This window comes from Pseudomonas chaetocerotis (assembly GCF_015712105.2).
Taxonomy (GTDB): Bacteria; Pseudomonadota; Gammaproteobacteria; order Pseudomonadales; family Pseudomonadaceae; genus Aquipseudomonas; species Aquipseudomonas chaetocerotis.
Window position 1 is genome coordinate 50,101 of the sequence record NZ_JACFYX020000010.1, and the last position, 12,690, is coordinate 62,790.

Annotated in this window: 13 protein-coding genes and 1 pseudogene; 6 read left to right on the plus strand and 8 right to left on the minus strand. The window is 62.0% G+C overall.

From position 1 onward, the window contains the following. Positions 1 to 17: 17 nt before the first annotated feature. The gene (locus tag H3221_RS18065; RefSeq protein WP_196475298.1) at positions 18 to 458 is read left to right on the plus strand and encodes a TlpA disulfide reductase family protein; all 441 of its coding nucleotides are present in this window, start codon (positions 18 to 20) and stop codon (positions 456 to 458) included. Between the two features lie 86 nt (positions 459 to 544). On the opposite strand, the gene H3221_RS18070 is transcribed toward H3221_RS18065, so the two are convergent. Genes H3221_RS18070 through napE form a run of 5 tightly spaced genes read right to left on the minus strand, consistent with a single transcriptional unit; the run spans position 545 to position 4,608 of the window. Further along, a complete protein-coding gene (locus H3221_RS18070; RefSeq protein ID WP_196475297.1) occupies positions 545 to 1,141 on the minus strand; it encodes a cytochrome c3 family protein in 597 nt (198 codons plus the stop codon). Positions 1,142 to 1,152: 11 nt separating this feature from the next. Beyond that, positions 1,153 to 1,638: a nitrate reductase cytochrome c-type subunit gene (locus tag H3221_RS18075; protein WP_196475296.1), complete on the minus strand. Its 486-nt coding sequence runs from the start codon at positions 1,636 to 1,638 to the stop codon at positions 1,153 to 1,155. A gap of 11 nt (positions 1,639 to 1,649) precedes the next feature. Further along, positions 1,650 to 4,154 (minus strand): nitrate reductase catalytic subunit NapA, encoded by a 2,505-nt coding sequence (gene napA / locus H3221_RS18080; protein WP_196475295.1) that lies wholly within the window; start codon positions 4,152 to 4,154, stop codon positions 1,650 to 1,652. Beyond that, a complete protein-coding gene (locus H3221_RS18085; protein WP_196475294.1) occupies positions 4,151 to 4,411 on the minus strand; it encodes a chaperone NapD in 261 nt (86 codons plus the stop codon). Before H3221_RS18085 ends, napA begins: the two co-directional genes overlap by 4 nt. A gap of 29 nt (positions 4,412 to 4,440) precedes the next feature. Beyond that, a complete protein-coding gene (gene napE / locus H3221_RS18090; RefSeq protein ID WP_192984951.1) occupies positions 4,441 to 4,608 on the minus strand; it encodes a periplasmic nitrate reductase, NapE protein in 168 nt (55 codons plus the stop codon). Between the two features lie 235 nt (positions 4,609 to 4,843). On the opposite strand from napE, the gene H3221_RS18095 reads away from it, so the two are divergent. The 4 genes from H3221_RS18095 (at position 4,844) to H3221_RS18110 (ending at position 8,859) form a co-directional block, all read left to right on the plus strand. Beyond that, complete coding sequence (locus H3221_RS18095; RefSeq protein WP_196475293.1) at positions 4,844 to 6,016, plus strand: MFS transporter; 1,173 nt, start codon at positions 4,844 to 4,846, stop codon at positions 6,014 to 6,016. Between the two features lie 112 nt (positions 6,017 to 6,128). Then, positions 6,129 to 6,734, plus strand: a complete 606-nt coding sequence (locus tag H3221_RS18100; RefSeq protein ID WP_196475292.1) for an outer membrane beta-barrel protein — start codon at positions 6,129 to 6,131, stop codon at positions 6,732 to 6,734. A gap of 68 nt (positions 6,735 to 6,802) precedes the next feature. Then, positions 6,803 to 7,480 (plus strand): response regulator transcription factor, encoded by a 678-nt coding sequence (locus H3221_RS18105; RefSeq protein WP_160017482.1) that lies wholly within the window; start codon positions 6,803 to 6,805, stop codon positions 7,478 to 7,480. After that, a complete protein-coding gene (locus H3221_RS18110; protein WP_160017483.1) occupies positions 7,477 to 8,859 on the plus strand; it encodes an ATP-binding protein in 1,383 nt (460 codons plus the stop codon). Before H3221_RS18105 ends, H3221_RS18110 begins: the two co-directional genes overlap by 4 nt. Before the next feature lie 62 nt (positions 8,860 to 8,921). Here H3221_RS18110 and H3221_RS25900 read toward each other — a convergent pair whose 3' ends face one another. The 3 genes and pseudogenes from H3221_RS25900 to H3221_RS18125 all read right to left on the minus strand — a co-directional run bounded on the left by H3221_RS25900 (position 8,922) and on the right by H3221_RS18125 (position 11,363). Further along, positions 8,922 to 9,359, minus strand: a complete 438-nt coding sequence (locus tag H3221_RS25900; protein WP_372241826.1) for a methyl-accepting chemotaxis protein — start codon at positions 9,357 to 9,359, stop codon at positions 8,922 to 8,924. A 144-nt stretch (positions 9,360 to 9,503) separates the two neighbouring features. Next, a pseudogene (locus H3221_RS25905) lies at positions 9,504 to 10,232 on the minus strand (PAS domain-containing protein); the annotation flags it as partial. Positions 10,233 to 10,364: 132 nt separating this feature from the next. After that, complete coding sequence (locus tag H3221_RS18125; protein WP_196475290.1) at positions 10,365 to 11,363, minus strand: AraC family transcriptional regulator; 999 nt, start codon at positions 11,361 to 11,363, stop codon at positions 10,365 to 10,367. A gap of 163 nt (positions 11,364 to 11,526) precedes the next feature. Here H3221_RS18125 and H3221_RS18130 point away from each other — a divergent pair, with 163 nt between their 5' ends. Next, positions 11,527 to 12,666 carry an acyl-CoA dehydrogenase family protein gene (locus tag H3221_RS18130; protein ID WP_196475289.1) on the plus strand — a complete coding sequence of 380 codons (1,140 nt, stop codon included), beginning with the start codon at positions 11,527 to 11,529 and terminating at the stop codon, positions 12,664 to 12,666. Positions 12,667 to 12,690 lie beyond the last annotated feature (24 nt).

Here is a 12,690-nt window from a genome sequence, read left to right on the forward strand (position 1 = left end):
ATGTCGGCAAGGCTGTCATGGGTATCTGCGCCGCTGTGCTGCTGACGGCTTGTGCCGAAGATTACGGCCTTGATCAGCATGGACGAAAGGTAACGGCTGAGAGCTTGGATGGCCAGTGGCTAGTCATTAATTATTGGGCTGAATGGTGCGCACCGTGCCGCACGGAAATTCCCGAGCTCAACGCCCTGGAAGAAGAGCTGAAGAACCGGTCGGCGCGAGTGATCGGCGTCAATTTTGACGCCCTGCAGGGCGATGACCTCAAGCGTGCAGCGGACAGTTTTGACATTCGTTTCACCGTGCTGGCGCAGGACCCGGCGGCGCGTTTCGAGCTGCCGCGTAATGACGTGCTACCGGTGACCTATATCGTCGATGCGGACGGCAAGTTGCGCGAGCGCCTGGTCGGTGAGCAGACTGCCGCAGGCCTGCTCAAAAAGTTGCAGCAACTGCGCGGAGACTAGAAACGCGCAGGGTATCCCGTGTGCATAACGAATGCCGAGGACTCCGCTTTGTGGGCCTGTGACACGCTGCGGGGAGGCCATGGCGCTTACCAACCCGGCACGCCGCTCATGTCCGGCAACTGATGAGCGATGCCCTTGTGGCAGTCGATGCAGGTGGCCTCGCCGCTGGCCAGGGCGTTGGAGTGCATTTGCCGGGCGCGCGGGCTCTGCTTGGTGAAGTCCATGTAATCGAAGTTGTGGCAGTTGCGGCACTCCAGCGAGTCGTTGGCCTTGAGCCGCGCCCATTCGTGCTCGGCCAGCTCGCGGCGGTGGGCGAGAAACTTGTCACGGGTGTTGATGGTACCGAAGATCTTGCCCCAGACCTCTTTCGACGCCTGCATCTTGCGCGCGATCTTGTCCGTCCACTGGTGCGGCACGTGGCAATCCGGACAGGTGGCCCGCACACCGGAGCGGTTGCTGTAGTGAATGGTGTCCTGCAGTTCGACGTAGACGTTGTCGCGCATCTCATGGCAGGAGATGCAGAACTGCTCGGTGTTGGTGGCCTCCAGCGCAGTGTTGAAGCCGCCCCAGAATATGATTCCGGCGATGAAACCACCGAGTGTGAGAAAACCCAGACTGTAATGCACGCTCGGGCGACGCAGGATGCCCCAGTACTCCTTGAACAGGGCCATTAACGACTTCATGGAAGGCCTCCTCAGGGTTTTGCCGTGCCGGCTGCTTCGTCTTCGAGCAGGTGGTCGATATTGCGGAAGCTGTTGCCGACTAGGGGCTTAACGTCGTGCTGAGTCACATGGCACTGGGTGCAGAAGTAGCGTCGCGGTGACACCGCAGCGAGGGGCTGGCCGTCACGGTCCATGTAGTGGGTGATGCTGATCATCGGTGCCTGGCTGCGGGCACTGCCGGCCCGGCTGTGGCAGGTCAGGCACTTGTTGCCGTTGGCGTCCACCTGGTAGCCGCGAATGCTGTGCGGGATGGTCGGTGGCTGTTCCGGGTAGTTGCGCTCGCGGCGCAGATCCTTGTTTTCCTCATTGCCCAGCACTGGGGCTGGGAGTGTCTGGCTAAGTGTGCCGCCTGGGCGGCGACCGTCCGGAGCGGGGGCATCGAGTGGGTAATTGAGCTCACCGGCGACGGCCAGGCTGAAGGCGGTGAGCAGTAGCAGAGGCAGGAAACGCAGGCTCATGACGGCTCTCCTCAGGCCAGGCTGACCAGTTCGATCTTCACCGCACACTTCTTGTAATCGGTCTGCTTGGAGATCGGATCGGTGGCGTCCAGGGTGACCTTGTTGATCAGTTTGTTGGCGTCGAAGAAGGGCACGAATACCAGGCCGCGCGGCGGCTTGTTGCGGCCGCGGGTTTCGATGCGGGCGCGGATCTCTCCACGTCTGCTGATCACCTTGACCTCGCTGCCGCGCCGCGCCTCGAGCGCCTTGGCATCATCCGGGTGCATGTACACCAGCGCGTCAGGCACGGCGCCGTGCAACTCCTCGACGCGCTGGGTCATGCTGCCGGTGTGCCAGTGTTCCAGCACACGGCCGGTGCTGAGCCAGAACGGAAACTCATCATCCGGCGTCTCGGCTGGCGGCTCGTAGGGCAGGGCGAAGATCAATGCGCGTTTGTCCGGGTAACCGTAGAACTGCACGCCGCTGCCTTTCTCCACATAGGGGTCGAGGCCCTCGCGGTAACGCCAGCGCGTCTCCTTGCCATCGACCACCGGCCAGCGCAGGCCACGTGCTGCGTGATAGCTGTCGAACGGCGCCAGGTCATGGGCATGTCCGCGGCCGAACTGGGCGTATTCCTCGAACAGCCCCTTCTGCAGATAGAAGCCAAAGGCCGCAGCCTCGTCATTGGCGTAGCCGGTCGCGATCTGCTCGCTGGGGAACTGGTCGATCTGGCCATTGGCGAACAGCACCTGATACAGCGTCTTGCCCTTGTACTCCGGGGCCTTGGCCAGCAGTTCAGCGGGCCAGACCTCATCGGTGGTGAAGCGCTTGGAAAACTCCACCAGTTGCCAGAGGTCTGACTTGGCCTCGCCCGGGGCCTTCACCAACTGGTGCCAGAACTGCGTGCGGCGCTCGGCATTGCCGTAGGCGCCTTCCTTTTCAACCCACATGGCGCTGGGTAGGATCAGGTCGGCGGCCTGGGCCGAGACGGTGGGGTAGACATCGGAGACTATGACGAAGGCCTGCGGATTGCGCCAGCCTGGCAGGACCTCCTGCATGATGTTGGGGCCGGCCTGCATGTTGTTGCTGACCTGCGTCCAATAGACCTTGAGCACGCCGTCCTTGAGCTTGCGGCTCTGTTCCACGGCATGAAAGCCGGGCTTTTCCTGGATGGTGCCGGGCGGCAGCTTCCAGATCTTCTCGGCGGTTTCGCGGTGTTTGGGATTGGCTACCAGCATGTCGGCAGGCAGGCGGTGGGAGAAGGTCCCCACCTCGCGCGCGGTGCCGCAGGCCGATGGTTGGCCGGTGAGGGAGAAGGGGCTGTTGCCCGGCTCGCTGATCTTGCCGGTGAGCAGGTGCAGGTTGTAGATCAGGTTGTTGGCCCAGACGCCGCGGGTGTGTTGGTTGAAGCCCATGGTCCAGAACGACATGACCTTGCGTTTGGGATCGGCGTACAGCTCGGCCAGGGCCTTGAGACGCTCGGCCGCCACGCCGCTCTCCTTCGCGGTACGCGCCAGCGTGTAGGGTTTGACGAAGGCGGCGAACTGCTCGAAGGACATGTCTTCCCAGGTATTGGCCTTTGCGGCGTTCTTGGCCTGCATCTCCAGCGGGTTGTCGGCACGCAGGCCGTAGCCGATGTCATCGGCGCCACGGGCGAACTTGGTGTGCTTGCCGACGAAGTCCTTGTTCACTGCGCCGCTTTCGATGATGTGGTTGGCGATGTAGTTGAGGATCAGCAGATCGGTCTGCGGTTTGAACACCAGCGGGATATCGGCGAGATCGAAGCTGCGGTGCTCGAAGGTGGAAAGCACGGCGACCTTGGTGTTCGGGTGGCTGAGGCGACGATCAGTGACCCGGCTCCAGAGGATCGGGTGCATCTCTGCCATGTTCGAGCCCCACAGCACGAAGGTGTCGGCAACCTCGATATCGTCGTAGCAGCCCATCGGCTCGTCCATGCCGAAGGTGCGCATGAAGCCCATTACCGCCGAGGCCATGCAGTGGCGCGCATTGGGGTCGATGTTGTTGCTGCGAAAGCCGGCTTTCATCAGCTTGTTGGCGGCGTAGCCTTCCCACACCGTCCACTGGCCGGAGCCGAACATGCCGACGGCCTCCGGGCCATGCTCGGCGATGGCCTGCTTGATCTTCTGCGCCATGATGTCGAAGGCCTGCTCCCAGCTTACTGGTTGGAGTTCGCCCTGCTTGTCGTACACACCTTTCTTCATGCGCAGTAGTGGCTGTGTGAGGCGGTCGACGCCATACATGATCTTCGATAGGAAGTAGCCCTTGACGCAGTTCAGGCCGCGATTGACTTCGGCCTTGACGTCGCCGTGAGTGGCGACTACGCGGTTGTCACGGGTGGCCACCATCACGCTGCAGCCGGTACCGCAGAAGCGGCAGGGCGCCTTGTTCCAGTCCAGGCGGGTCATGTCCGCCTCGGTGATCAGGTTGCTGGCAGTGCCGATGAGCGGCAGTCCGGCGGCAGCCGCAGCAATGGCAGCGGCATTGGCTTTGGCGAATTCACGGCGAGACAGCTTCATTCTGAGTCTCCTTCTGTTTCGAGGAGTTCGTGGTAGACCAGCGCGGTATTGAGCACACCCGGTAGCGCATTGATCTGTTCGATGCGCGTGAGGATCTGGCGCTCGTGCTCGGTTTCGAGCACCACCACCAGCTTGCCCTGAGGGCTCTCCTGGTGCAGCTCGAGGCCATCGAGCTGGCGCAGGTTGGCCTTTACCGCTGCTAGCAGTTCGGGTCGTACGTGTACCAGCAGACTGGCGATATGAAGGGGGGCGGCCATGTTCCGTGGCTCCGTCTGGTGAACAACGATCAGGTGGGTGGACCAGGTGGTCCCAGTAGCATCTGCATGAACCAGATGATGAATCCGTATCCGCCGACCAAGGCGACCGAAAGGAGGGGAAAGAGGCAGACGACGAGAAAGATGAACAGGCGGGTTTCCCGGCCTTTAGCGTCTCTGCCCTCGGGCGGGGTATCCATTCGCTCGGCTCCATTGTGTTCCGTATCTGAGGCTAGACCTTAGCTTTAGTAAGGGCAAAGTCCGTTGAGCCGAATCAAGGCAAGGCCGATTGTCCGAGACTGTGCAGGCGCGATCGGCTTATCGATAGCGTGCTAATATTTGCTCTTGAATTCATTCGCGGGCATGCGCGCTGGATCGGCTTTCGGGTTGTGATCCATTGCTTGCCTGCCCCATGTCTCGTGAGTCGTTCTGCCCATGTCCGCTTCCCATCTCAGCCGTGGCAGCGCCGGTTATCGGCGCGCCACTCTGGCGCTGTTCTGTGCCGGTTTCGCTACCTTCGCCATGCTCTACTGTGTGCAGCCGCTGCTACCTCTACTGGCGGCGCACTTTCGTGTTTCTGCGGCCAGCAGCAGCCTGGCGCTGTCGCTTACCACACTGAGCCTGGCGCTATGCCTGCTGGTATCCGGTGCGCTGGCCGAGAGCTGGGGGCGCAAGCCGGTCATGGCCGCCGCGTTGGGCCTGGCAGCGATGTTGGGAATCGCCTGCGCACTGGTAGACGAGTGGGGCAGCCTGCTGATTCTGCGTGCGCTGCTGGGACTGGCGCTGAGCGGTTTGCCGGCGTTGGCCATGGCCTATGTCGGTGAAGAGTTCGACCCCGAAGCGCTTCCGGCGGCGATGGGGCTGTATATCGGCGGTACGGCGTTGGGTGGGTTGCTCGGTCGCCTGATGGCCGGTCTGCTCAGTGACCTGGGCGGCTGGCCCTGGGCGCTTGGCGGCATTGCCGGGCTCGGCTTGCTGGCGTTGGGGCTATTCATCTGGCTGTTGCCGCCGTCGCGGCATTTCACCGCCCAGCCGTTGTCCTTGCGCGGGCTGCTGCGCAACTTCGTCCTGCACCTGAGCAACCCGCGTCTGCGCGTGCTGTTCGCCCTGGCCTTTCTGCTCATGGGCGGCTTCGTTGCGCTGTTCAACTATGTCGGCTTTCGTCTGGCCGGAGCGCCATTCAACCTGTCGGCGACGGTGATCGGTCTGCTGTTCACCGTCTACCTGCTGGGTATCTTCAGCGCCGGATGGGCAGGGCGTCTGGTCCCACGCTTCGGCGCACGCCGGGTGCTGCATGGCGGCATCGGTCTGATGCTGCTGGGGGTGGCCCTGTGCGCAGGGCCGTGGCTGAGTGCTGTGGTGATCGGGCTGGCGCTGTTCACCCTGGGTTTCTTCGCGGCTCATGCGGTTGCCAGCGGGCAGGTTGGTATCCATGCACAGGGGGCCAAGGCGCAGGCATCGGCGTTGTACCTGTGTGCCTATTACCTCGGCTCCAGCCTGGTGGGCTACGTCGGTGGTTATGTCTGGGAACACGCCGGCTGGCTGGCGTTGTTGGCTGTTCTGGCCTCGTTATTCGTCGCCGCTGGGGCTCTGGTACGGCGTATCTAGGCTGTTTGCCGCTCGTTCAGTGCATGTTCAAGGAGGGTTCAGCAGGGATTCAGTAGCCTTCCCGCAGACTTGTTGCCGAGTTGATCAAAACTGCAACGAGAGGAATGATGCAATGAAAATCACCCTGAACCGTATCGCATTCGCGACCTGCCTGGCCTTGGGCGCAACCGCTGCCCAGGCCAATGACAATTTCGTCGGCCTGACCTGGGGACAGACTGACAACAACATCCAGAAGTCCAACGCGTTGAACGCCAACCTCGGCAATCCCAAACTGGACAAGGTGATCAATGGTGAGGGCACCTGGGGTATCCGCGCTGGCCAGAAGACCGCTGATGTCCGCTACTACGCGGCTTACGAGAATGTCTCCGACAGTCACAACGGCTACAAACTGCGCCAGCAGAATCTGCTCGGCAGCTACGACATGTTCGTACCGCTGGGCAGTAACAACACCAAGCTGTTCGGTGGTGTAACCGCCGGCCTGGTCAAGCTCGAGCAGGAAAGCCGCGGGTTCTCCCGTGACAGCGACATCGGATTTGCTGCAGGTATGCAGGCCGGTATCCTGCAGGAACTCAACAGCAATACATCGATCGAAGCCGGCTATCGTTACCTGCGTACCAACGCCAGCACGGAAATGAAACCGCATGGTGAAGGCAAGGCCGGGTCGCTGGATCTACATAGCAGTGCGCAGCTTTACCTCGGCGCCAACTTCGCCTTCTGATGGCGACTTGGCATTACCAGGCCGGGCATCTGCCCGGCCCTTCTACACCTTAAATCAGGGAGAGTCTCATGAAATTGCTGGTGGTGGAGGATGAGGCGTTGCTGCGTCACCATCTGTTCACTCGCCTCAGTGAAAACGGGCATGTGGTGGATGCCGTGCGCACCGCCGAAGAAGCACTGTACCGAGCTGAGTCTTTCAACCATGACCTGGCCCTGGTCGACCTCGGTCTGCCCGGTATGAGCGGTATCGACCTGATCCGTGAGCTGCGCAGCCAGGACAAGAACTTTCCAATTCTGATCCTTACCGCACGCGGCAACTGGCAGGACAAGGTCGAAGGCCTCTCCTGCGGTGCCGACGACTATGTGGTCAAGCCGTTCCAGTTCGAAGAGCTGGAGGCACGCCTGAACGCGCTGCTACGACGTTCTTCCGGGTTCACCAAGTCGACCATCGAGGCAGGCTCCCTTGTGTTGGATCTCAATCGCAAGCAAGCCACAGTCGATAAACAGTCATTGCAACTGACCGCCTACGAGTATCGCATCCTCGAATACCTGATGTTGCATCACCAGCAGGTAGTGGCCAAGGAGCGCCTGATGGAGCAACTCTATCCAGGCGACGACGAGCGCGATCCCAATGTCATAGAGGTATTGGTGGGCCGTTTGCGGCGCAAGTTGGAGGCCCCGCTGGGCGGCAAGCCGATAGAAACCGTGCGTGGTCAGGGCTACATGTTCAACGAGCGCTGCACGTGAGTCGAGCGCGCGTCGTTCTATGCAAGCTGCGCATGCGTCTCGGTTCGCTACGACTGCGTCTGATGTTGGCCAGCGCTGCGCTGGCGATGTTGTTCATGCTGCTGCTGATGCCGGTGCTACAGGGTGTGTTTCTCATGGCCCTGGAACAGACCGTGGAGAAACGTCTAGCCTCTGACGCGGCTGCACTGATATCTGCTGCGCGCATCCATGACGGCCAGTTGCACATGCCGGACAAGATGCCCGACGAGGAATTCGACAACCTCGACTCGCACCTGCTGGGTTTCATCTTCGACCGTGAGGGCCAGCTGATCTGGCGCTCACGCTCCTCCATCGACGAGTTGGTGCGCTACCTGCCGCGTTACGACGGCCGCGGCCACGAGTTCATCCGCATTCGCGACGACAGCGGCCAGGAATACTTCGTATACGACGTGGAAGTGGATTTTCTGCGCGGCGACCAAACCGCGCTGAGCATCGTGACCATGCAGCCGACGCGCGAATACCAGGGGCTGTTCAACGGTTTTGCCTGGCAGTTGCGTTTGTGGCTCGGCATGGCCTTGCTGGTGTTACTGGGCCTGCTCTGGTTCGGTCTGACCTGGGGCTTTCGCAGCCTGCGCGGCCTCAGCGATGAACTTGATGGCGTGGAGGCGGGCACTCGCCAGCGCCTGAGTGACGAGCATCCACGCGAGCTGCTGCGCCTGACCAACTCCCTCAACCGTCTGCTCGACAGCGAGCGGCGTCAGCGCGAACGTTATCGCGACTCGCTGGAAGACCTCGCCCATAGCCTGAAAACGCCGCTCAGCGTGCTACAGGGCATCGGCGAAACCCTTGCCGTGCACTCCGAAAATCGCGAGCAGGCACAGCTGATGCAGGCGCAGATCGAGCGCATGAGTCAGCAGGTCGGCTATCAGCTGCAGCGCGCCAGCCTGCGCCGCAGCGGCTTGGTACGCCATCGCGAGCAGGTCTGGCCGGTGCTCGACGGCTTGTGCCGCTCGCTGGACAAGGTCTATCGCGACAAGCGCGTCGAAGCGACGCTGGAGGTTCCCGAGCACAGCCAGATCACCATGGAACGTGGTGCGCTGATGGAGCTGCTCGGCAACCTGCTGGAGAACGCCTACCGCCTCTGCCTGAATCGTGTACGCGTCAGGCTGCAACCCCTGGCCGGAGGTTGCCTGATCACCATCGAGGACGACGGCCCCGGTGTACCGCAACAGCAGCGTGCGCGGGTACTACAGCGCGGCGAGCGTCTGGATGCGCAGAACCCGGGGCAGGGCATCGGCCTGGCGGTGGTCGAAGACATCGTCGAAAGCTACGACGGCGAACTGAGCCTGGACGACTCCGAACTGGGTGGCGCCTGCTTCAGGGTACGCCTGTACGACTGAATACAGCCGCTGCTGCCCAAGGACTGGCAGAATACTCGGGCGACTAAGAAGGGCACACGTCTCTAGAGTTGCGTCGCGAAGCGCTCCACCGCGTTTACCACGAGCTTTGCACCATCCTGAATTTCGGTGATCACCTGGCCGGCTTGGGCAGAAAGCTCCAGGCCCAACTCGGCCTGGGTCTTGCCTCGGTCGATCAGCTCTACCGCGCGTTCGGTCAGTTGCTGGTTCTGACCTACCACTTGGGCGATTTCTTCCGTCGCTGAGCTGGTACGTGAAGCCAATTGGCGAACCTCATCGGCCACCACGGCGAAACCACGGCCCTGCTCGCCGGCACGCGCCGCTTCGATGGCAGCGTTGAGGGCCAGCAGGTTGGTCTGGTCGGCGATGCTGCTGATGTTCTTGACGATGGCTCCGATCAGTTGGGATTGCTTGTCCAGTGCCTCGATGCCCTGCGCGGCCTCCTGCATGCGAGCGGCCAGTTCGCGCATGGTGTCGAGCATCTGCTGCACCACCGACGCACCGTTCTTGGCGCTGTCATCCGTGCCTTTCGACGTCTCGAAGGCAATGCTGGCGGCCTCGGCGATGGCCGCTTCGCGGTTGACCTGGTCGGTGATCACAGTGGCGAACTTGACCACTTTATACAGTTTGTCGTGGGCGTCGGTGATAGGGTTGTAGGAGGCTTCCAGCCAGACTTCGCGTCCGTGACTGTCCAGACGCTTGAAACGACCTGTAGCGAATTCGCCACGGCGCAGTTGCTCCCAGAACCGCTGGTACTGTGGCGAGTTGGCTTCGGCGAGGTCGCAAAAAATCCTGTGATGTTTACCCTGAATCTGCGTCAGGCTGTAGCCCATCGAATCGAGGAAGCGCTGGTTGGCGGTTAGCACCTCACCGTTCAGGTTGAATTCGATGACGGCGGTGGAGCGCTGCAGCGCGCTGATCAGGTTTTCGTGCTCGCGCGAGGTCTCGATGGTACGCGTCAGGTCGCTGGCATAGATCGAGAAGCGCTGCACCCGGCCCTGGCTGTCGCGTAGCGGCTGCAGAATCGAGCGCAGCCAGGCTTCTTCGCCGTTGCCGCGTTTCAGGCGGATGACCCCGGCCAGATGTTCGCCGCGCTCCAGGGCATGGCGTACCCGGTGGTGGAAGTCCAGGTTGTGCACATGTTCCGGGATCAGCGCCAGCAGCGGGCGGCCGCGCAGTTGATCGGCGCGGTAGAGCATTTCCTTCTCGAAGTTGGCGTTCACCGACTCGATTCGACCCTGTGGATCGAGAATCAGCGCGAGCATCTCTTGATCGAGGCTGGTGCGCACCTGTTCGACCGAGGACAGTTCTTCGCGTAAGGCTTGCAGCTCTTGTTTCAGGCGGGTCGCGAACATTGGCGGAATCTCTGAGTAGGTGCTGACGGCTGTGTCGGCACTGCGGTGCAATTATTTAGGGCGAAATGACCGAGCGGTCGACGCATAGGTTACGGCGTGTGGCAGGCTGAGCGTCGCTGTCGATTCGCCGTTTCAAGCCTCTTGCGCCCTATACGCCCCTGGCGTCAGCCCCGTCCATTTCTTGAAGGCGCGATGAAAGGCCGAGGGTTCGGAGAAACCGAGTTGTTCGGCGATGTCCTGAATCGCCAGTTCATCGCGGCCCAGGTGGTAGATGGCCAGGTCACGGCGCAGGTGGTCCTTGAGCTCCTGAAAGCTGGTGCCTTCCTCGCGCAGGTGACGTCGCAAGGTTTGTGGGCTGGTGTGCAGTTGCTGGGCGACCTGCTCCAGGTCCGGCCAGGTGCGACAGTCGCGGCCGAGCAGGCGACGAATCTGGCTGATCAGGCTGTCGCCGCCGTCGGGGCGGGCCAGCAGGTCGGCGGGGGAGTGCTGGAGGAACTGCTTGAGCGTACGTTCGTCCTGCAGCAGTGGCATCGCCAGGTAGCGGGCATGGAACAGCAGGCTGGTTTGCCCGGCGGCAAAGCGGCGGCTGCAGGGGAACAGCAATTCGTATTCGTTGGCATGCGTGGGCTCCGGGTAGGCGAAGGTGGCTTCTTCCAGGCGGATGCGTTGGCCGATCAGCCAACTGCCGAGGCGATGCCAGATCACCAGCAGGCTTTCCACGAGAAAATGATCCGGGTCCCACAGTGGGCTGTCGTCGACACTCAGCCGTGCCCAGTCGCCTTCGCGTTGCAGGCTGATGCTCGGTGCGTGGGGAAACAGTCCGTAGAACATCGCGCCACGACTCAGCGCCTTTTCCAGGCTGCGGCAATGGATGATGGCGTGGCCCATCATGGCGAAGGTGCCTCGTTTGCTCGGCTGGCGGCCGAAACCCAGGTACTCGTCGTCCAGCGCTTCCCACAGCAACTGCATCAGCCGGGCGAACTGTTCGGGGGCGATGCGTGCGCGTGGCTCGACCAGAACAGCGGGCTGGATGCCAGCCTGACGCAGGATCAGGTCGCAGGCCAGGCCGTGGCGATCCGCGCCGCGCAGGGCAGCACGGACGAAGTGGCTGGCGATGGTGCGTTCGCGCATGCTGGGCTTCCGATAACGAGGGTGGTCGATGGTAGGCAGTTGCTCCCGACCAGGGCAAGCCAGCCGAGCGATTGGGTCAACCGAGGCTGAGCGCATGGGTCATTGAGGGGCTGCGGAGCGGCCCTTAACCTCAAGGGCATAACAACAGCGGAGGACCCGCCCCATGCAACGCAACCATTTCGACACCGAACACAACCTGTTCCGCGACGCCTTCGCGGCATTTCTCGATAAAGAGGTGGTGCCGCATCAGGAGGAGTGGGAGGCCGCCGGGGTGGTCGACCGGAGCGTGTGGCGCAAGGCCGGCGAGATGGGCTTCCTACTGCCCTGGGCGGATGAGGAATACGGCGGCGCGGGTCTCAAGGACTTTCGTTATGAACAGATCATGTGCGAGGAACTGGCGCGCATCAACGAACCGGGTTTCATGATCCCGCTGCACTCGGCGCTGTGCGGCCCCTATATCGCCGAGTACGGTAATGCTGAACAGAAGGCGCGATTGCTGCCGGGCATCATCAGCGGTGAAACCATCCTCGCGGTGGCGATGACCGAGCCGTCTGCCGGCTCCGATCTGGCTGGCATGCGCACCACGGCGGTGGATAAGGGCGACCACTGGCTGCTCAACGGCTCCAAGGTATTCATCTCCAACGGCTATCTGGCCGATGTGGTGATCGTCGCAGCCAAGACCGATCCGGCCAACAAGCACGCCATGGGCTTGTTCCTGGTGGAACGCGGCATGTCCGGCTTCGAGCGCGGCAAGAAGTTGAAGAAACTCGGCATGCACAGCCAGGACACCGCCGAGCTGTTCTTCAATGACGTCAAGGTGCCGAAGAAGAACCTGCTCGGCGATGCCAAGGGCGGCTTCTTCTACCTGATGAACATGCTCGCCCAGGAGCGCCTGACCAATGCTTGCGGGGCGGTGGCTGGCGCGGAGGCGGCACTGCAGACCACCATCGATTACGTCAGGGAGCGCCAGGCCTTCGGCCGCCCGGTGGCGCATTTCCAGAATACCCGCTTCAAGCTGGCCGAGATGCGCACCCAGATCGATGTGGCCCAGGTTTTCACCGACCGCTGCGTGCTCGACCACAACCAGAAGAAGCTCAGTGCAGAAGTCGCCGCAGAGGCCAAACTGTTTACCACCGAGCTGCTGTGCAAGGTGGTCGACGAGGGCGTGCAGCTGCACGGCGGGTGGGGCTACATGTGGGAGTACCCGATCTGCAAGATGTACGCGAACGCGCGTATCCAGCGCATCTTCGCCGGCACGTCGGAGATCATGAAGGAAATCATCAGTCGCGGGATGAAATTGTAACGGTGTAGGGACGGTGCAACCCGT